The following is an 18,079-nucleotide window of genomic DNA, read 5'->3' as shown; positions in this document are numbered from 1 at the left end:
TATTCCGATCATGATCGAACTCCATAACTTCACGAAACGCTACGGCGACTTCGAAGCGGTCGACGACTTGAACATCAAGATCGAGCCGGGAGAGTTGTTCGGTTTCATCGGTCCGAACGGCGCTGGAAAGAGCACGACGATCCGTTTCCTCGTCACGCTGCTGCGCGCGACCTCCGGCGCAGGGCAAGTCGCGGGCTTCGATGTCGCCAAGCAGCCCATGGAAGTTCGCCGCAACATCGGCTACATGCCCGACGTGTTCGGCGTTTACGATGGGATGAAGGTCTGGGAATTCCTCGACTTCTTCGCCGCGGCGTACCAGATTCCCGCCGTCGACCGAAAGCGGATCATCAACGACGTCATGGAACTGCTCGACATCGGCGGTAAGCGCGACGCCTACGTCAACAGCCTGTCGCGCGGCATGACCCAGCGCCTTTGCCTCGCGAAGACCCTCGTTCACGATCCCCCTGTGCTCATCCTCGACGAACCGACGAGCGGTCTCGATCCTCGAGCGCGCCTCGAAGTGAAGGCGCTGTTGCGCGAACTGCGGCGCATGGGAAAAACGATTCTCATCGCAAGCCACATCCTGACCGAGCTCGCCGACTGCTGCACGTCGATCGGCATCATCGAGCGCGGCAAGCTCTTGCTGCACGGCCCGATCGACGACGTCTATCGGCGGATTCAGCGCAACCGGCGGGTCGAGATTCGTTTCGCGACGAACCAAGAGCGCGGCGAAGCGATTCTGCGCAGTAGCCGTGGCTTGGTCGATCTACGGGTCGAAGGGAATCGCGCGCTGCTGGAAATCGGAGCGACGGAAACGGAGCTTGCGGAAATCGTCGATGAGTTTGCCCGCGAAGGGGTGCGGTTCCACTCCTTCGCCGACCTGGAACCGACCCTTGAAGATGTCTTCATGCTCGTCACGAAGGGAGCGGTTAACTAAGCGAAACGGTGTTCTTGCACGTCGCCGTTTCTCTCATTGCTTAAGAATCGCTTATGCCTAATCCCGTTCTTCAACGCGAACTCGTCGCCCATTTGCGCTCGCCGAAGGCGTTTGCGATGCAGACGGCGTTCGTGTTGCTGCTCGGTGCGATCGTCGTCGCGGCGTGGCCGGCCGAGCGCAAGATCGACATGACGAATCCGTATGCCGCGCGGCAACTGATCAACTTGTTTTTCATTGCTCAATTCTTGCTCGCTTCGTTGACGGCGCCCGCCTTCGCCGCCGGCGCATTGACCGGCGAGAAGGAACGAAAGAGCTACGAAATGCTGCTGGCTTCGGCCTTGCGACCCTCACAAATCGTGTGGGGAAAATGGTTGGCCTCGGTTGCGCCGTCGCTCTTGCTCATCGTGTCGTCGCTGCCGATCGTGATGCTCTGCCTGCCGCTCGGCGGGGTGTCGTTCTATGAAGTCGCCGCGGCCTACGCGACCTTGGTCGCCGCGATCGCGTGCTTCTCGCTCATCAGCTTACTGGCGAGCGCCTTCTTCGCGCGCACGACCGCGGCGCTCGTAACGTCGTATCTCGTCGTCTTGCCTCTAGCGCTCGGCGGTCTGCTACTGTGGCTGACGTTCGGCACAGGCAACGCCGAAGCGCGCTTGATCCTCTTCATTTGCATCGTTCCGCCGACGACTGCCGGCCTGCTTTATTTCTTGTTCTCGCTCGTCACGCGCAGGCTTTGGTATCCGTCGGATATCGGCAGCGAAGGACGCGAGATCGTCGATGAAAAGCAAGAGCTACGTGAAGCGGTCGGGCTCGTTTTACGGCGCGATGAATTTCCCGATCGGTTGTTCGCTCCGCCGAAGCGCATCGACATTCTGCCCGACGGCGTGAACCCGGTTCTCGACAAGGAACTTCGGAGCGAGCTTTTCAGTCAAGGGACGTTGATGCTCCGGCTGGTGATTCAGATCAGCCTGCTGTTGGCCGTGCCGATGATGGGAGCCTGTCTCTATTTCCGTCCCCCCTGGGCACCATGGTACATCGCTTACGTGCTCCTCTTCAACATGCTGGTCGGCCCCGTCTTTTCCGCCGGCAGCGTTTCCAGCGAGCGCGAACGCCGAACGCTCGACTTACTTCTGGTTACGACATTATCGCCCGGGCAGATTCTCTGGGGAAAACTTTTCAGTGGGCTTCGCATCTCGACCGTGCTGACGATGTTTCTCATGTGGCCGCTCGTGCTCGCATGCCTCATGGTGCCGGAGTACTACGGAAATCTTCCGACGTTTGCGCTGATGTTCGTGCTCGTCGCGGCGACCTGCGCGTTCACCTCCATCGTCTCGTTGTTTTGTTCGGTTTGTTTTCAGAAGTCGAACGTCAGCCTAACGGTCGCTTATTTATCGATCGCGTGCTTGTTCCTGCTGGGGCCTGCCGCCGATTACTTCGGCCGCTCGTTCTTCCCCGAGACGGTGCTCGCTCAAGTGCTTCATGCTCTGACGGCGATCAGCCCTTTCAGCGCGGCCTTTAGCCTACCGCTGGAAATGAGTTTGCTCACTAAAGAAAGCCGTCTTGCCGATTGGCCGATTTTTCTCGGCCATCTCGCCTTCCAAGCGATCTTTCTCGCGCTACTGCTCAAGCTGATGATGCTGATCTTCCGCAATCGCTACGATGCGGCCGGAGGCATCTAGCGATCGATGCGACTTCGCTGCGTCTTGCGTTAGAGCGACGAGGTGCCGCCGTGGACCCGATTGCGACCCTCGCGCTTCGCTTGTCGTAGCGCCGCGTCGGCCGCTTCGAACAAGCCTTCCACCGAATAGTCCTCAGGCGAGGTCGCCATCGCATAGCCGAAGCTGCACGTCACGGCCGGCAAGCCGCGCTCGACAAGTAGCTTCGTCGCGGCGCTGCGAATCCGTCCGAACGCTTGTTCGGCATTCGCTTCCGGCATGCCCGACAATAGCAAACCGAATTCATCACCGCCGAGTCGGGCACAAAAGTCTCCGGCCCGAACGGTCGAACGAAAGGCCTCGGCCACGGCTCGCAGCACGTCATCGCCGACGGCATGTCCTTCTTCGTCGTTGGCACGTTTGAATTCGTCGAGATCGACGATCGCTACGCATAGCGGCACGGCGTCGCGCGCCGAGCGTTCGACGAGCCGCGTGAACAAGTCGTTCCAACCGCGCCGGTTCGGCAACTCCGTCAGCGGATCGGTCGCGGCCAGCCGAGCCCATTCCCCGCCGAGCAAATGAACTTGTCGCAAGCGGGCACGAAGCCCGGCGATCTCGCGTGTCGAACGGAGCGCACGAAGCAACTCGCCGTCGGACGCATCGAGCGGCAAATAAACATCGACGGGCGAATCGGCCCCGAAACTTTCCGCAAGGATCGAAGCTTCCGCTTCCGGCGATCCAGCATCGTCGCCAAGGCATACGGTCGCGACGGCATAAGGGAGCGAGTTAGTCGCTACGAGCTCGGCTAGTTGCGAACGGGTCGCTTCGTCGACCACGACGACCGCGGCTTCGCAGAACTCCGCCAGCAGTTCCTCGACCCCGGCGATGCGCAGCGCTCCGATTCTTCCCGAAACCGCGAGGACGCGCCGTTGCAATTCGGCATCATCGATCCAAACGAGAATCGCCGCAGCGGGCGTGGTCGGATTCATGTTTTCGGCAACCGCCGTCATCTCAGTAGACATAGCTCGATTATAGCTTACAAAAAAGCGGTGGGCGGAGTTTACCGAGCGCGATTCCTTCGCTTGCGAGCGAGGGTACGACTGTTACAATCGCGTGAACGAAATACCGACCCGCTTGAGCCGCTGCGCGGAGCCCTGCTTATGAGCCTCGATGTGACCGATATCGGAACTATTCCGGCAGCCTGGACGCAGCGACATCTGCTCGGGCTCGAATCTCTCACGACCGAAGAATTGAACATCGTGCTCGACGCGGCGGAGATGTTCAAAGAAGCCACGGAGAACTGCACGAAGAAGATTTCGGTGCTCGCCGGGCGAACCTGCGCCAATTTGTTTTTCGAAAATTCGACGCGGACCCGCATCAGCTTTTCGTTGGCGATGCGGCGCCTCGGGGGGGACACGGTCGATTTCGCTTCCGGGAGTTCCAGCCTGTCGAAGGGAGAAACCCTGATCGACACGGCGAAGAATATCGAAGCCATGGGAGTCGACGTCGTCGTCTGCCGACATCGAACCCCCGGCACGCCTCATCTGCTTTCGAATAACCTGCGCGCGGCCATCATCAACGCCGGCGACGGCGCTCACGAGCATCCGACGCAAGGCTTGCTCGACATTCTCACGATTCGCCAACGGCGCGGCACCTTGGCCGGCCTGACCGTCGCACTGGTCGGCGACATTCAATTCAGTCGCACCGCCCGCTCGAACATTTGGGGCTTGAAGAAGCTCGGCGCAAACGTGATCTTGTGCGGACCGGCCACGCTCGTTTCACCGATGTGGCGGGAGTTGGGGGTCGAAGTGTCGCACAATCTCGATGAGATTCTGCCTCGTTGCGATGTGTTGAATCTGCTCCGGATTCAATTCGAGCGTCAGTCGACTCGGCCGTTTCCTTCGGTGCGCGAGTATGCCCATCTTTATGCGATGAACAAACAGCGGATCGAGCGCGCTAAAGACGGAGTGCTCATTCTCGCACCGGGCCCGATCAACCGGGGCGTCGAAGTGACGACCGACGTCGCCGACGGCCCCCACTCGGTGATTCTCGAACAAGTCACGAACGGTCTCGCCGTCCGTATGGCCGTGCTCTGGCTCGTGTGCGGAGTAGCGGTCCGCGAACAAGAATGAACTCGCCGAAAACTTCCGAAGCTCGCCTGCGTTCGTCATTAGACCTTAGTCATCAGTCATTGCTCTCCTTATGTCTTCGATCTTGATTCAAAACGGCCGCATCATCGACCCGAGTCAAAACCTCGATCGGGTTACCAGCGTCTTACTGCGCGACGGCAAGGTCGCGGCGTTCGACGTTGCGCCGAGCGAGTTCGATACCGTGATCGATGCGACAGGCAAGATCGTCACGCCCGGCCTGATCGATATGCACGTGCATTTGCGCGAGCCGGGACGCGAAGAAGACGAAACGATCGCCACCGGCACGGCTTCGGCAGCCGCGGGCGGCTTCACTTCGATCGCTTGCATCCCGAACACCGTGCCGCCGATCGACACGCAAGCGACCGTCGAATTTATTCAACATCAAGCGGCCCGCGCCGGCCATTGCAACGTGTTCGTCGTGGCGTGCGTGAGCAAGAATCGGGAAGGAAAGGAACTCGCTGAGATCGGGCAACTGGTCGAAGCGGGAGCCGTGGCATTCAGCGACGACGGCGCTCCGGTCTTCGACGCCGAGTTGATGCGTCGTGCTTTGGAATACTGCGGAATGTTCGACAAGCCGATCTTAAACCACGCCGAAGTTCTCGAGTTGACGCGCGGCGGAGCGGTGATGCATGAAGGGTTCGTCTCGATGTTGCTCGGGCTGCCGGGCATGCCTTCGGCGGCGGAAGACGTGATGGTCGGCCGCGACATCGCACTCTCGGAAGCCACCGGAGGACGCGTGCATGTGATGCACGTATCGACTTCGGGCGGGGTCGAACTGATTCGCCGCGCCAAAAAACTCGGCGTACGGGTGACGACGGAGATTTGCCCGCACCATTTCACGCTCACCGACGAGAGCATGCGCACGTTCGACTCGAACTACAAGATGAGCCCTCCGCTGCGAAGCCGCGGCGACGTCGACGCTTGCCTGGAAGGCTTGATCGACGACACGATCGACGTCATCTGCACCGATCACGCGCCCCATGCGCTCGAGAAGAAGATGCAGGAACTCGACATCGCGCCGTTCGGCATCGTCGGCCTAGAGACTTGCCTGCCGCTGACGATCACGCAGTTGATCGAGCCGGGCCATTTGAATTGGGAACAAGCGATCCGAAAGCTGACGATCAATCCGGCCAGGATCTTGGGGATCGACAAAGGAACGCTCGCCGTCGGTGCCGATGCCGACGTGACGATCATCGACCCGAGTTGCCGCTGGACGGTCGACGTCGACCAGTTCAAATCGAAGAGCAAGAATAGTCCGTTCGGCGGCTGGGAACTGACCGGCCGAGCCGTGACGACGATCGTCGCCGGTAAAGTTCGCTATCAATTGTGAAATTACGAGGGTCAGAGGTCGGGGGGCAGATGAGAACCCATCGACGTTTCTTCCCTCCGACCCCTGACCTCTGACCCCTACAAAGTCGCCATGATGGCTTCTTCGACGATTCCCGCATCTCCCGCCCGAGCGCTGCACCTGTTCGACGCTTACGGCGTCGAACTCGAATACATGGTCGTGCATCAGCGCACGTTGAACGTCATGACGGCGGCGGACGTGCTGTTGCGCAAAGCCTCGGGCGGAGACGAATTCGTTTCCGACGTCACGCTCGGCGATATCTCGGCGTCGAATGAAATGACGGCGCACGTCATCGAGCTCAAGACGACCGGGCCGGCCACGTCGCTGGCTGCGCAGGTGCAAGCGTTTCAAACAAACGTACGCAAATTGAATGCTTGGCTTTCGCCGCTCGGCGGGCAACTCCTGCCGACAGCCATGCATCCTTGGATGGATCCGCTCAACGAAACGAAGATCTGGCCGCACCAATACAGCCAGGTCTACACAATGTTCAACCGGATCTTCAATTGCCAAGGGCACGGTTGGTCGAACCTGCAAAGTGTGCATCTCAACCTACCGTTTACCGGCGACGAGGAGTTCGGCAGGTTGCATGCCGCCGTTCGCTTGCTGTTGCCGATCATGCCTGCGCTGGCCGCTTCGTCGCCGATCATCGAAGATCGATCGTCCGGGTCGCTCGATACGCGGCTCACGATGTATCGCAACAACTCGCGGCGGATCCCCTCGATCGCAGGCCGCGTCATTCCCGAACCGGTTTACACCGAAGAAGATTACCGTCGCGAAATTCTGCAACGAATGTACGACGACGTGCAAACGCTGGATCCGCAAGGAATTCTGCGCCACGAATGGCTCAACGGCCGAGGGGCGATCGCCCGCTTCGAGCGGAGCGCGATCGAGATTCGTCTGCTCGACGTTCAGGAATGTCCGGCCGCCGATCTGGCCGTGCTGGCGGCGATCGTCGGCGTGCTGAAGCGGCTCGTGAACGAACGCTGGACCGACTCGGCTCGGCAACGGGCCTGGGAGGTCGAACCGCTCGAACGGATTCTCGATGCCGTCACACGCGACGGCGAGCAAGCGGTTATCCAAGACCTCGAATTCCTCCGACAATTCGGTCTTGAGACGAGCGCCCCGACGACGGCCGGCGCACTCTGGCGGCATTTGATCGACGACCTCGTACGACACGACGCCCCGCGCGATGTCGAACCGTTTCGCGAAGCTTGGCATCTGCTGCTCGAACAGGGCCCGCTTGCGCGGCGCATTTTGCGCGGCTGGGATACGCACCGGAGCCGTGAGCGCTTAGTGGAAATCTATCGCAAGCTCGGCGAGTGTCTTGCCGAAGGGCGCCTCTATCAGGTTGAGTAAGGCGAGGCTCGAAGCGAGCGTTCGAACGAGGCGCTCATAATTCGCGCAGTCGTTCCAGCCACTGGCGAGGACGGGGCTTGCCAAGTATCTTGAACGGAGACGATGTTGCGACGTCGTCGCCGGCCGCCGTTCGACGCGGTCTTCGCTTCCGATCACGTGGCCGGTCTCGCATGCGCAATCCACTTTTAGCTCCCGATCTGCGAGAATTCGTCGCCGAGCGCGACGAAGAAGGATTGCGTGATTTCTTCAGCGGCCACCATCCGGTCGACGCCGCGGAATTGCTCGACGATCTTGAGCCCGAGGAAGTCCATTTCGTTCTCGGCCTGCTGGCAGGACGAGATCGCGCCGCGATTTTCGACTACCTCGAGAAGCCGCTCCAAGAGGGGGTGGCCGAGCGCATGGACGATCACGACCTCGCGGCTCTGATCACGTACATGTCGCACGACGAACGCGCTGATTTGATGACGCGCATTCCGCACGAACGAACCGATCACATCTTCCAACTGCTCGCGCGGGCCGAACGAGAAGATATTCGTCGGCTGCAGTCTTATGCCGACGGCACGACCGGCGCCGTGATGACGAGCGACTATGCGACGATCCCCGCCGACGAAACGGCCGCGGCGGCGATCGAACGGTTACGGCACGTTGCGCCGGATCGGGAAACGATCTATTACTGTTACGTCGTCGACGAAGAACGGCACCTGAAAGGTTTCGTTTCGCTTAAGGACTTGATTATCGCCCCGGCGCATCGTCGCGTGGCCGACATCATGCAGGAAGATTGCGTTTATGCGAACGTCGACGACGATCGCGAAGCGACGGCCGCGAAGCTCGCCGAATACGATATGCTCGCGCTCCCCGTCGTCGATCAAGATCATCGTCTCGTCGGCATCGTCACGCATGACGACGTGATCGACGTGATCGTCGAAGCGGCGACGGAAGACGTGCATCGTTTGGGCGGCGTCGGGCCGCTCGAAAATAGCTACTTAGAGTCGTCGTTCGTCAGTCTTTTGCTGAACCGCGGGCTCTGGCTTTCGATCTTGTTCGTCGCCGGGTTTCTTACGACCTGGGCCCTGACTCAATTCGACGACGTCTTCGAAAAAATTCCGGCCTTGGTGTTATTCGTGCCCCTGATCGTTTCCGCCGGCGGAAACTGCGGATCGCAATCGGCGACGCTGATTACCCGCGCGATGGCGCTCGGCGAGTTGACCCCGCGCGATTGGCTGCTCGTATTGCGGAAAGAAATCTTGATGGGGACCTCGCTCGGGCTCGGGCTCGGCGCGATGGGCTTTCTGCGCGCGATGCTCACACCGCACGAAACCTTTCCCCGCGGCGATTTGATGTTTCTCGGCTACACGATCGGTTTGGCAGTCAGCGTCGTCGTGATTTGCGGGAACTTAGTCGGTGCGCTCGCGCCGCTGCTTTTGAAACGGGCGGGGCTCGACCCGGCGTTGATGTCGAATCCCGTCGTCGCGAGCTTAGTCGACGTGACGGGCATCGTCACGTACTTCGCGCTGGCGCAGTGGATTCTGATGTAACGCCGCTCGGGATCGAGCAGCCGTTACTTCGCTTCCAGCACTTCGATGCCGAGGCGGCCGACGATGCCGAAGATCGCCATCATGCCGGAATAGGGATCCGTCCCATCGAAGGCCATATCGGCGATCTTCAGATACGCGGCGCTCGTCCCTCCGGCGCCGCGCGTGGCATCGAGCGGGATCCAACGGCCGGCGATGAAGGCTTCGGTCCACATGTGATAGACGAACGCTTGATCGCGGTCGACGTAGACTAAGCCGATCGCGCCGCGGGCAGGGATTCCGCTTGCGCGAAGCAAAGCGCAGAGTAAGACCGCGAACTCCGTGCAGTCGCCCGTCAGCGTGCGTGCGGTGTCGACCGCAGTGCCGAACGCCGGGCTGAATTCGGTCGTGCGCATTTTGCCCCGGACGAACGCTTCCAGGCGTCGGGCTTTCAGCCAAGGGTCTTGTTCTTCGCCGACACCGTTGCGCGCCATGCTGACGACGAGCGCGTCGTCGCTCTGAACCAGCGAATTAGGAAGGCGGTCGGCATCGCTCGGCGGGCGAGAAGTGAAGCCTGCCGGTGAAGGGCTCTCCGGGCGAATCGCAACGACCGTCACTTCGGCTGCGCCGTCGGCGAGTTTCTTCACCGTTTGGCTTTCGCTATTAGGAAACGACGCACTGGGATCGCCTCCTTTAAGCGTCACACGATAGCGCACAGTCGTCTTCTCATGAGCGCCCGTGAATGGGGCCGCGAGCTTCACCATCGTCGACGTGCCGAGGTCGACCGGTGGAAGGCCTGAATCGTCTTTTGCGACGGCTCCGGCCGCGGTCGTCTGGATCGTGACGTGGCCTAGTTCGGGAAATTCGCTTTTCACGACGTTCCCTTGCTCGTCCGTCCAGACGATCGAATTCAACTTCGTCGCTTCATCGATGAGGGCAAGCGCATCGATCTTGAGCAACTCGCGCTGGACTCGTCCGACGAGCGTCGACTCTCGCTGCCGCGCCGTCAGCGAGACTTTGGCGATGCGATTGAACACGGGAAGAAACGCCGCGAGTTCGCGCTTCTCGCCCGGCTTCATCGGGCTGCGCAGAAGGGCGTCGGGGATGCCGAACGGGCCGAGCGTGCCGGCCGGCCAAGCGATGGTCTGCTTCGTCGTTTTATCGCCCGTGTGCAACGTGAGCACCGCCTGATCTCCTTGGACGACGCCGCGCGTGATCTGCGGAGAATCGCCGAGCAGTACCATGTTCTCGAAACGGCGGACTTCGCCGGCCGTGGTTTCCCAACTCACTTCGCGCATCACCTGCTCGACTTGCTGCCCGAGCCGGAGAACCGAAACCCGACCTTGTTGCTCGATTTTTACGACCGGCTCGCCCTCGAGCTTGGCATGCGAATAGGAAGTTCGAGCGTGACCGATCTTCGTGCCCTGAAGATAGTGCGATTCCCAGACATCGCGAAACTGCTCCGCGGCTTCGGCGTTGTCGGCTCCGGAAGCGCCGGCCGTGTCACGGCTGGTTGTCGATCGATCAGGCTGAGAAGTCGCTGATCCGTTCGCCGCCCCGGGATTCCCTGCATGGCGAGGTTTACTATCGCAGCCGCCGGCCGATGCGGCGGCGACCAAGAACAGCAAAGCGGCACAGCGCAACACAGACGACGACGCCATAACGGACTCTTTCGGAAGAGGCAGAAGTTTCGACATGGTTTCGACAACGACCGTACGGCGAAAGAGCCTGGAAATCGGACTACACCGACGGCCCCGGCACTCCCCACCGACTCGGAATCATATACCAAACGCGCTCCCTGCTCGACGCCGCCGGAAAAATCATCGAGGTCGCGCGAACGCTCGTTAAGTGTCTTGCGTATCAAGTGTAAGGACATGGGACGGTCCGCCGGTTGGTGCCGCAAGACGGTGAGGCGATCGTTCCCACATCGACAGCTTATGTCGACGGCAACGGCTGATTCCGCCCAGGCATACCACCGCCGGCAAAGTGAATCGAAAGCCGCGATTGTCGCGACGACCCAGCGCCGGAATGCGTGTGAAATAGGGTCGCCCGTGGTTCGTATTGCTAGCACGGTGCTAGACTAAAAAGTAAGTGCGATGCGGGCTGCGGTTCTTAGAAATGCCTGAGTGGAAATCGAACTCACGGCCTCCCGACGGGGTGCCATGGGTTCTCGGCTAAGCGCTCATGCGCTTGGCTCGCTTCCCGCCTGGGCCCGACTAAGCGGCGATCGGTTGCAACTTCGGAAGACGAAAGACGATACGAAGCCGCTCAAGAGGATGGGTCGGTTCGAGATTTGCTACCGACGGTAACGATTCTGCCGAATACGAAGCCATGACGTAATGCCGTAGTCGAGACGAAATCCCGACCGTGAAACGAAGCGTAACCTAGGGTTGTTCGGGGCCTAGGCTCGGACGTGGTAAAGGACCATCGCCGTCGCACGAGCCGCACATCGCAGCAGTAAGGGTGAAGCAAACTTCCATGGGATTCATTAAGCGATTTTTTAAGAACGTATTTCGCGAGGGGCAACAAACCCTTCCGAATACGGGCAGCAGCTTCGAACGGGTTGCCGACGACGTGCTCGAGGCCCATCTCGGCGTCGTCCGCTACGGCCAGTTCGTGCTGACCGACGCCGTTCGGCCCTCGTTCGACCTGCAAGTCGTGCCGACGCAAGGCTATCGTCACGATGTCTACAACGACGCGGAAAACAAAGCGTCGGTGCCGGTGCTGATGGGTGCCGCCTCGAACGACGACGTCTTCGAGCTGTTCATGAACTTGCTTGATCCGCTCGGGATCGAAGTCGACGTCGTGCTGGAAACGAGCCATCACAGAAACAACAAAGGTCACACGGATCTCTACCGCGAGCATATCGACTTGCCGGTGCTCAAGAGCATTCTGTACGACTACGAAGATCTCTTGCTCAACGACGGTTGCACCGGCATCGCCGTGCTGAATCCGAACATTCCGCAAGAGGTTCAATTCGACGAGCACAAACTGCTGATCGTCTACGGCGACAACCTGGGAGATTACGAAACGATCTTCCGCGAGCGCGACGTGTATCCGAACGAGAAGATGAAGTTCATCACCGAAGCGGAGCATGTCCACTCGTCGAGCGACTACTACTTCCAGCAGTTCGAAGAACTCAAGATGCGATTGGGGATGGACTCGCACTTCTAAGCGACCGTGGACGGTCGACAGTGCGAGAAAGGGAAAAGCGCGAGCCGTCGAACTCAAAGTCGACGGCTCGCGTCTTTTATTGCGCCACCGGAGACCGGTGCGCGAGAATGCTTACTACGGACTACTGCTACTTCGCAGCTACTTTGCCATAGCCGGCTCGATCAGGTACGTCTCGCCGTCGAGATTGACGAGCATCGGTTCATCGTAGACGAGATACTGCGAGAGCTTCGTGCCGTACTTGGCGGCGAGGTCGAAATACTCGCGGCTGAATTGCTCGCAGCGTCGTGCGTTCTTTTTTTGCTCGTCCGTCACGGTCGAATCGACCCATTGAGCACCGCGCTGGTAGAACGCCTTATCGCCGATGCTCCGGACCGATTTCACTTCGACCGCCACATCTTTCGCGGCATCGCGATAGACGACTCCACCGGCGATGCCGGAGGCGGATGGTGCCGCTGCCGCGCCGGGGGTGGGAGCGTATTGGAACGCGCTCTTAGCGGCCCGCTGGGCGACGCCGCTCTCGCCCGAGGCGTTGCTCTCGAGAACTCTTAACTGCCGATCGGCCGTGGTGGCGTTCTGGGTAACTGCTTGAAGATTCGTGGTCTCATCGGCCAGGAACGACGTGTAGGGAGTGAGAATTCCGTGTCTTGTCGAAAGTTGCACGAGTTCCTTCACCAGTTCTTCGTTCTTACCCTTGAGGTCCAACTCGTCGATGATTTCACCGATGCGCCGTGTGGCCCACAGCTTCTCGATGAAAGACATGGAACTATCGCTCCCTGCCGCAGCGAGTTCGGCAGGAAACGAAAATTTCTCCGCTTCCTTGCCGACTTTACCTTCGACGCGCACCTTTGCCTCGCCCGACTTGCGATACCGACCCACGATCACGAGCTGCTCACCCGCGAATAAATCGAACGCTTGGCGAGGATAAGTCCGGTTCACGACCGCTTCGTCCGAGTCCGTATCGCGCATGAAGTTGAATTTCACATCGGTCAGCACCGGCGATTCCATCTTGCCGAACAAGCGTGCGACCTGTTCTTCGATATCCTGGTTGGGGCGCACGTACTCGCTCTGCCCGAAGTTGGCGCGCACGAGCTTGTCGAGCATGCGGCTGTTTACGTCATAACCGACGCCGAACGCGATGATCCGGGCCCGAACTTCATTGTGCAATTGAGCATTGGCGACGATCTTCGACTCGTTCGTTTCGCCGGCCGTAGGAAGGCCGTCGGTAAGAAACAGCATGTAGTTCGGTCGGTCGGAATCTTTCAATTGCTTGAGCGCGAGGGTCAGCGCGCCGTCGATGTTGGTGCTTCCGCCGGAATAGATCGATTCAACGAAGCCGAGCGCCTTCGAGTGGTTTTCTTCGTTGAACTTTTGCAGTTCCGGTCGAAACGATTCCACTTGGTCGTCGTAGGCGATGATGTTGAACAGATCTCCTTTGCGCAGGCGACTGAGTACGAATTTCAAGGCGTTCTTGGCCTGATTGATTTTCTCGCCACTCATGCTTCCCGAGCGATCGACGACGAACACCACGGTTTTCGCAGCCCGTTCGGTGTCGGCGTCTTCGATTTGCGGGTTGGCAAGCAGCAAGAAGAAGCCGTCGTCCTTCGTGTTCGGGCGATAGCTCAACACACGCGCCGAAACCTTGCCCCGGCCGACGTCGAACATGAGCCGAAAGTCGGACGAGGGAACTTCGTTCTTCGCCGTATACGAGATCTTGGCCCGATGTTTTTCTCGCTTGAGATCCAACGTATGCGTCGGGCTGTAGACGCTTTTAATCTCTTCGCCGCTTTCGATCGTCATGTTTACGGAGACTTTCTCCACGGGATGCGTCGAGTATTTCGCGGTCGAAAGAGGAAACAAGAAGTTGGTGACTCCCTGCTCTTGCCGGCAGAGTTGCGTATAGCGAATCATCACCTTCCGCTCGGCACCGGCCGGGACGGGAAACACGCTCGTCTGAAACATCCCGCCGCCGAGCCATTCGAGCAGTGCCGGGTCTTGGTTCTTCCGCACGATTTCTTCATACCGGCGACGCGCCTCTTCTTTGTCGAACAGTTTGCCCGGCATTTCCTTGCCGTCGACCAAGAGGGTCAGGCGATCGATGGCGGCATCGTGCGGCAACGGAAACACGAACGCCACTTCCATCGTCCGGCTGCCGGTATTCACGAACGACTGCGTTACCTGCACCGTCGCGGCTTGGTCTTGCAGCTTCACGTTGACTTCGAGCTCTTTGATCTTGTACTGATCGACGGGCATCGAGGAGCTCGGCCGTCGCGATGCGATCGCTTCGTTGCGGGGAAGCCGCGACTGGGAATCGGGCGAAGTGTTGACGAGCAAACCTTGCGATTGGGCGGGCGCAGCGTCGAACGAGGCAATTCCGAACGTCAAAGCCGTCATCGCTAGCATTGCGCCGAGAAACCTTCCGCCACGCCGAATAAGTCGAATGCACATGATCGTTCTCCCGCAAAAGCCCCGAGAAGTGATTTGCCGTTGAGTCTTCGACGCCGGCACTACGAAGAAAGTTCCCAGCCTACATCCGAACGAGCTTCGAGGCCTCTGCGAGGTCATTTTCTCGCGAGCGATGCTTTCGTCGCAAGTCGGGGGTGGGATTGGCGATTGGTCTTGCCGCCCGAGCGGAGCGACGTCACACTGCCGCCCCCTTTCCGCTGCCGGAATCCACTTCATGCGGCTACTTCTGTCGATCACCGTTGTCGGAGCGCTTGTAAGCGTCGGCGGCTGCGCGGCTCTGCATAAACAAGAGCGCCCGATCTTGAGCAACCCGATCGCGATCCCGGCCACGCGCTGCGATCTCGTCTGGGACCAGATCGTCGATGTCGTCGACAACTACTTCGACATTCAAACCGAACAACGCGTGCGCGAGGCGGGGACCATTCTTACAGTCGGGCGCATCGACACCGCTCCCAAGACCGGCGCCACTTATTTCGAACCGTGGCGCGGCGATGCGGCCGACAGCTACGAACGACTTCACGGCACGCTGCAAACTTTGCGACGTCGGGCCATGGTGCAAGTGATTCCGGCGCCGGATGTGTTTCAGATCGAAGTGGTCGTGTACAAAGAATTGGAAGACTTGGCTCGGCCGGACCAAAGCACCGCCGGTTCCGCAACCTTTCGTACCGACTCCTCGTTCATTCGAGTCGAAGATCCGGTCGGCGTGCAACCGACGACGATCGGTTGGATTCCGCTCGGGCGCGATCGGGCGATGGAGCAGAAGATCCTCCATGAAATCATGGACCGCCTCGGGCCTCCCGGGGGCTTCGGTCCTTATCCGGGCGGCGGCCCTGGGCCGATCATGGTGCCGGAGGGGATGGAGTTCGAATCGAATATCGGTCCTGCCGAAACGATCCCGCCGGGCGCTGCGAGCCCGGCAATACTCCCTAGCGAAACATTGCCGCCGGGAACACAGTTGCAGTAACCAGCCGGGTTACACCAAGGGCTCGGTCGCGGTCATATCGATCGCCGGAAGTGCGGCACCGGAACCGATCGGCAGCGGCGCGAGTGTTGCTTGGTGATACGCCGGAAGCTTGATCGTGAAAGCCGTTCCCTTACCGACCGTGCTTTCGACCCGAATCTTGCCGTGGTGCGCTTCGATGATGTCGCGGCAGGTTGCCAAGCCGAGCCCTGTCCCCCCTTTGCCGCTTTCATCAGGACCCGACTTCGTCGTATAGAACGGTTCGAAGATGCGCCGCAACGTTTCCGGCGGCATTCCGGCGCCGTTGTCGCGCACCAAGAGATCGACGGTATCGTTCGCTTCGTCATGACTGAGTTGAACGACGAGTTGCCCCCCCTGCGGCATCGCTTGGCGGGCGTTGATCAAGATATTCAGCAGCACTTGCTGGATATGGTTCGTATTCGCCAACGCCGGCGGAGCGGGAAGGATGCGACGATCGACTTTGACTCGATACTTCACCATCTCGCGCTCGAGCAGCAGGAGCGTGTCGTCGATCACTTTGATCATGTCGGTTGCTTCGAAGGCCGAGGTCCGATTGCGGGCGAAGCCGAGAATGCCGTTCGTAATTCGAGCCGCGCGGTTCGCGGCGGTGAGAATCTTGTCGAACGATTTCGCCGCGGTTGCCGCGTCTTGATGACGCATGCCGAGCTTGGCGTAGTTGATGATGGTCATCAAGACGTTGTTGAATTCATGAGTCGTCGTGCTCATGAGTTCCCCGAGCGCCGTCAGTTTTTGGGCCTGAGCCAGCCGATCTTTGAGGATCGCCAACTGCTCCGCACAACGCTGCTCGTCGCTGCCGCCTGTCGCCATACGTGAAGCCCCTGCCTTTACCAAACACCCGAATCCGATAATTCAACGCCGCCCACGCCGAACCGCGAATTGCAACTTTCGAGCGAGCCTTCGCCATCTGCCCGATCGACGTCGCCTCACAACGCAAACTCTCCGTAGCTCTATGCATACGACGTATCGACACGTCGGCCTTCCGGACTGAAACGGAGATCGTTATCATTCGCCTCCCCCTCGCCGAGAAGTCGACCTAGGTCTGCGTCGCTTTTCGAATTGCGAATCTGGAGACACTGGAAGATGCATACCGTCGAACTGCTGGAAGCAGCGCTGGCCGCGATCAAGCGGCTCGGCTACCGCGTTCGGGCCGAGCATCTCGACGGCGGCAAGGGAGGCCTCTGCGAATTCAACGGCCGCCGCTGGCTCTTCCTCGACATCTCGCAAGCCCCACTCGAGCAACTGCACCAAGTGCTGGAACTGCTACGCGCCGACCCGAAGCTCGCAACCTTGCAGCTAGCACCGGAGCTGAACCGGCTGGTGTATGCACGCCGCGCGGCTTAAGTCGCTCTAAATTCAGTCGATCGTTGATATCGACATCAGGCTCATGAAGACGATTCCGATCACCAGAAGATGCCACCGAATGGGTCGGCGACGACGAAGATTCTCATCGACGGTGCATAGCGCCGCGACGAGACACATCGCCAACCCCAGCGTGGTGAGCCAGCCGGTAAACTCCATCGCAGCGAGATAGGGAAACGGCGATCCGCGATACTCATGGTCGTAAGCGAATCGGTATCGTTTCAGCAAGAGCGTCAAGCAAAGGAAGACGATCGCCACGGGAGTTACGAACCTTAAGCCGTAACGAAGAGCATTGCCGACGGCGTTCATTCTTCGTTCGACAGCTTGAACGGTCGGTAGGCGCATACCTTAATTCCAAACGAAGAACACCCCGCGAATGATTCTACACCTACGGGGAGGTTTGTCGCGTATCGTGTCGATAAAGTCCGTGCGTCTCGCTATACTTCTCGACGGCTCGCGGCGTTTGATATCGCAGGCTTCGTCCTTCGGCAGCCCGGCTTCTTAAATCGCGGCTGCTGATTCCGATCGGCGGCATGTCGACTCGGTGCGCTCGAATCAGCGCCAAGCGTTCGGGCGAGACAAGTGTTGCGATCGCTTCGTAGTTCGGCTCGCCCGAGCCGGGCCTACAGACCGCAATCGGCACGGCCAGCGCGCACACACGCTCGGGCTCGCGCCAGGTCGGCAAGTCGTGCAACGTGTCGGCTCCGACGCATAAAAACAATTCCGCGTCGGGCCGTTGCCGTTTGATTTCCGCGAGCGTGTCGACGGTATAGCTGATGCCGTCGCGTTGCAGCTCGATCTCGCTCACGCGAAACGCTTCGTTGCCGTCGATCGCGAGGTGCAGCATCTGCAGACGGGCCGCCGGCGAGCTTAGGTATTGCTCGCGCTTATGCGGAGGAATCGCGGCCGGCACGAACCAGACTTCGTCGAGCCGGCATTGTTCGCGACACGATTCCGCCAGCAGCAAATGTCCGTAATGGATCGGATCGAAAGTCCCGCCGAAGATGCCGATTCGCATGGATCGCCGCCGTTTACAAGCGTTACGGTCGCGAGCCTTCCGCTGGAGGCGGCTTGCGAGATAATGAGAGAGAAGAAAAGTCGAACAGCCTCAATCGTAATCGCCGCG

At 59.8% G+C, this 18,079-nt stretch carries 15 protein-coding genes; 9 read left to right on the top strand and 6 right to left on the bottom strand.

The window, feature by feature from the left end:
• Nucleotides 1-10 precede the first annotated feature (10 nt).
• Together K8U03_13690 and K8U03_13685 are read left to right on the top strand one after the other, a co-directional pair.
• Nucleotides 11-937: an ABC transporter ATP-binding protein gene (locus K8U03_13690; protein ID MCE9605944.1), complete on the top strand. Its 927-nt coding sequence runs from the start codon at nucleotides 11-13 to the stop codon at nucleotides 935-937.
• A gap of 53 nt (nucleotides 938-990) precedes the next feature.
• On the top strand, nucleotides 991-2,613 hold the full coding sequence (locus tag K8U03_13685; protein MCE9605943.1) for an ABC transporter permease subunit: 1,623 nt from the start codon (nucleotides 991-993) through the stop codon (nucleotides 2,611-2,613).
• Nucleotides 2,614-2,642: 29 nt separating this feature from the next.
• Here K8U03_13685 and K8U03_13680 read toward each other — a convergent pair whose 3' ends face one another.
• Nucleotides 2,643-3,611 (bottom strand): diguanylate cyclase, encoded by a 969-nt coding sequence (locus K8U03_13680; protein ID MCE9605942.1) that lies wholly within the window; start codon nucleotides 3,609-3,611, stop codon nucleotides 2,643-2,645.
• A gap of 138 nt (nucleotides 3,612-3,749) precedes the next feature.
• Here K8U03_13680 and K8U03_13675 point away from each other — a divergent pair, with 138 nt between their 5' ends.
• The 4 genes from K8U03_13675 (at nucleotide 3,750) to mgtE (ending at nucleotide 8,978) form a co-directional block, all read left to right on the top strand.
• Nucleotides 3,750-4,721, top strand: a complete 972-nt coding sequence (locus tag K8U03_13675) for an aspartate carbamoyltransferase catalytic subunit (GenBank protein MCE9605941.1) — start codon at nucleotides 3,750-3,752, stop codon at nucleotides 4,719-4,721.
• A 70-nt stretch (nucleotides 4,722-4,791) separates the two neighbouring features.
• The gene (locus tag K8U03_13670) at nucleotides 4,792-6,069 is read left to right on the top strand and encodes a dihydroorotase (protein MCE9605940.1); all 1,278 of its coding nucleotides are present in this window, start codon (nucleotides 4,792-4,794) and stop codon (nucleotides 6,067-6,069) included.
• 93 nt (nucleotides 6,070-6,162) lie between these two features.
• The gene (locus K8U03_13665) at nucleotides 6,163-7,443 is read left to right on the top strand and encodes a glutamate--cysteine ligase (GenBank protein ID MCE9605939.1); all 1,281 of its coding nucleotides are present in this window, start codon (nucleotides 6,163-6,165) and stop codon (nucleotides 7,441-7,443) included.
• A gap of 170 nt (nucleotides 7,444-7,613) precedes the next feature.
• The gene (gene mgtE / locus K8U03_13660; GenBank protein MCE9605938.1) at nucleotides 7,614-8,978 is read left to right on the top strand and encodes a magnesium transporter; all 1,365 of its coding nucleotides are present in this window, start codon (nucleotides 7,614-7,616) and stop codon (nucleotides 8,976-8,978) included.
• Nucleotides 8,979-9,001: 23 nt separating this feature from the next.
• Here the strand turns inward: mgtE and K8U03_13655 are convergent, their stop codons facing one another.
• The gene (locus K8U03_13655; protein MCE9605937.1) at nucleotides 9,002-10,615 is read right to left on the bottom strand and encodes a transglutaminase-like domain-containing protein; all 1,614 of its coding nucleotides are present in this window, start codon (nucleotides 10,613-10,615) and stop codon (nucleotides 9,002-9,004) included.
• Between the two features lie 817 nt (nucleotides 10,616-11,432).
• Here K8U03_13655 and K8U03_13650 point away from each other — a divergent pair.
• On the top strand, nucleotides 11,433-12,128 hold the full coding sequence (locus K8U03_13650; protein ID MCE9605936.1) for a hypothetical protein: 696 nt from the start codon (nucleotides 11,433-11,435) through the stop codon (nucleotides 12,126-12,128).
• A 138-nt stretch (nucleotides 12,129-12,266) separates the two neighbouring features.
• On the opposite strand, the gene K8U03_13645 is transcribed toward K8U03_13650, so the two are convergent.
• On the bottom strand, nucleotides 12,267-14,573 hold the full coding sequence (locus K8U03_13645) for a VWA domain-containing protein (GenBank protein MCE9605935.1): 2,307 nt from the start codon (nucleotides 14,571-14,573) through the stop codon (nucleotides 12,267-12,269).
• 232 nt (nucleotides 14,574-14,805) lie between these two features.
• On the opposite strand from K8U03_13645, the gene K8U03_13640 reads away from it, so the two are divergent.
• On the top strand, nucleotides 14,806-15,555 hold the full coding sequence (locus tag K8U03_13640) for a hypothetical protein (protein ID MCE9605934.1): 750 nt from the start codon (nucleotides 14,806-14,808) through the stop codon (nucleotides 15,553-15,555).
• Between the two features lie 9 nt (nucleotides 15,556-15,564).
• Here K8U03_13640 and K8U03_13635 read toward each other — a convergent pair whose 3' ends face one another.
• Complete coding sequence (locus tag K8U03_13635) at nucleotides 15,565-16,401, bottom strand: ATP-binding protein (protein ID MCE9605933.1); 837 nt, start codon at nucleotides 16,399-16,401, stop codon at nucleotides 15,565-15,567.
• Nucleotides 16,402-16,674: 273 nt separating this feature from the next.
• Here K8U03_13635 and K8U03_13630 point away from each other — a divergent pair, with 273 nt between their 5' ends.
• Nucleotides 16,675-16,935 (top strand): hypothetical protein, encoded by a 261-nt coding sequence (locus K8U03_13630; GenBank protein MCE9605932.1) that lies wholly within the window; start codon nucleotides 16,675-16,677, stop codon nucleotides 16,933-16,935.
• A 12-nt stretch (nucleotides 16,936-16,947) separates the two neighbouring features.
• Here the strand turns inward: K8U03_13630 and K8U03_13625 are convergent, their stop codons facing one another.
• Nucleotides 16,948-17,211, bottom strand: coding sequence for a hypothetical protein (locus K8U03_13625; GenBank protein MCE9605931.1), 264 nt, complete (start codon nucleotides 17,209-17,211; stop codon nucleotides 16,948-16,950).
• A 130-nt stretch (nucleotides 17,212-17,341) separates the two neighbouring features.
• On the bottom strand, nucleotides 17,342-17,971 hold the full coding sequence (nadD, locus tag K8U03_13620) for a nicotinate-nucleotide adenylyltransferase (GenBank protein ID MCE9605930.1): 630 nt from the start codon (nucleotides 17,969-17,971) through the stop codon (nucleotides 17,342-17,344).
• Nucleotides 17,972-18,079 lie beyond the last annotated feature (108 nt).

The organism is Planctomycetia bacterium (genome assembly GCA_021413845.1).
Taxonomy (GTDB): domain Bacteria; phylum Planctomycetota; class Planctomycetia; order Pirellulales; family PNKZ01; genus PNKZ01.
Note: the sequence above shows the minus strand (reverse complement) of the source record. Positions and strands in the feature narration are given on the sequence as shown.

Excerpts from the sequence above, each read along its gene's own strand:
- K8U03_13675 (MCE9605941.1), top strand. The coding sequence starts at position 3,750 with ATGAGCCTCGATGTGACCGATATCGGAACTATTCCGGCAGCCTGGACG.
- K8U03_13690 (MCE9605944.1), top strand. The coding sequence starts at position 11 with ATGATCGAACTCCATAACTTCACGAAACGCTACGGCGACTTCGAAGCG.
- K8U03_13635 (MCE9605933.1), bottom strand. The coding sequence starts at position 16,401 with ATGGCGACAGGCGGCAGCGACGAGCAGCGTTGTGCGGAGCAGTTGGCG.
- K8U03_13680 (MCE9605942.1), bottom strand. The coding sequence starts at position 3,611 with ATGTCTACTGAGATGACGGCGGTTGCCGAAAACATGAATCCGACCACG.
- K8U03_13650 (MCE9605936.1), top strand. The coding sequence starts at position 11,433 with ATGGGATTCATTAAGCGATTTTTTAAGAACGTATTTCGCGAGGGGCAA.
- mgtE (MCE9605938.1), top strand. The coding sequence starts at position 7,614 with ATGCGCAATCCACTTTTAGCTCCCGATCTGCGAGAATTCGTCGCCGAG.
- K8U03_13670 (MCE9605940.1), top strand. The coding sequence starts at position 4,792 with ATGTCTTCGATCTTGATTCAAAACGGCCGCATCATCGACCCGAGTCAA.
- nadD (MCE9605930.1), bottom strand. The coding sequence starts at position 17,971 with ATGCGAATCGGCATCTTCGGCGGGACTTTCGATCCGATCCATTACGGA.
- K8U03_13640 (MCE9605934.1), top strand. The coding sequence starts at position 14,806 with ATGCGGCTACTTCTGTCGATCACCGTTGTCGGAGCGCTTGTAAGCGTC.
- K8U03_13655 (MCE9605937.1), bottom strand. The coding sequence starts at position 10,615 with ATGGCGTCGTCGTCTGTGTTGCGCTGTGCCGCTTTGCTGTTCTTGGTC.
- K8U03_13645 (MCE9605935.1), bottom strand. The coding sequence starts at position 14,573 with ATGTGCATTCGACTTATTCGGCGTGGCGGAAGGTTTCTCGGCGCAATG.
- K8U03_13685 (MCE9605943.1), top strand. The coding sequence starts at position 991 with ATGCCTAATCCCGTTCTTCAACGCGAACTCGTCGCCCATTTGCGCTCG.
- K8U03_13665 (MCE9605939.1), top strand. The coding sequence starts at position 6,163 with ATGGCTTCTTCGACGATTCCCGCATCTCCCGCCCGAGCGCTGCACCTG.
- K8U03_13630 (MCE9605932.1), top strand. The coding sequence starts at position 16,675 with ATGCATACCGTCGAACTGCTGGAAGCAGCGCTGGCCGCGATCAAGCGG.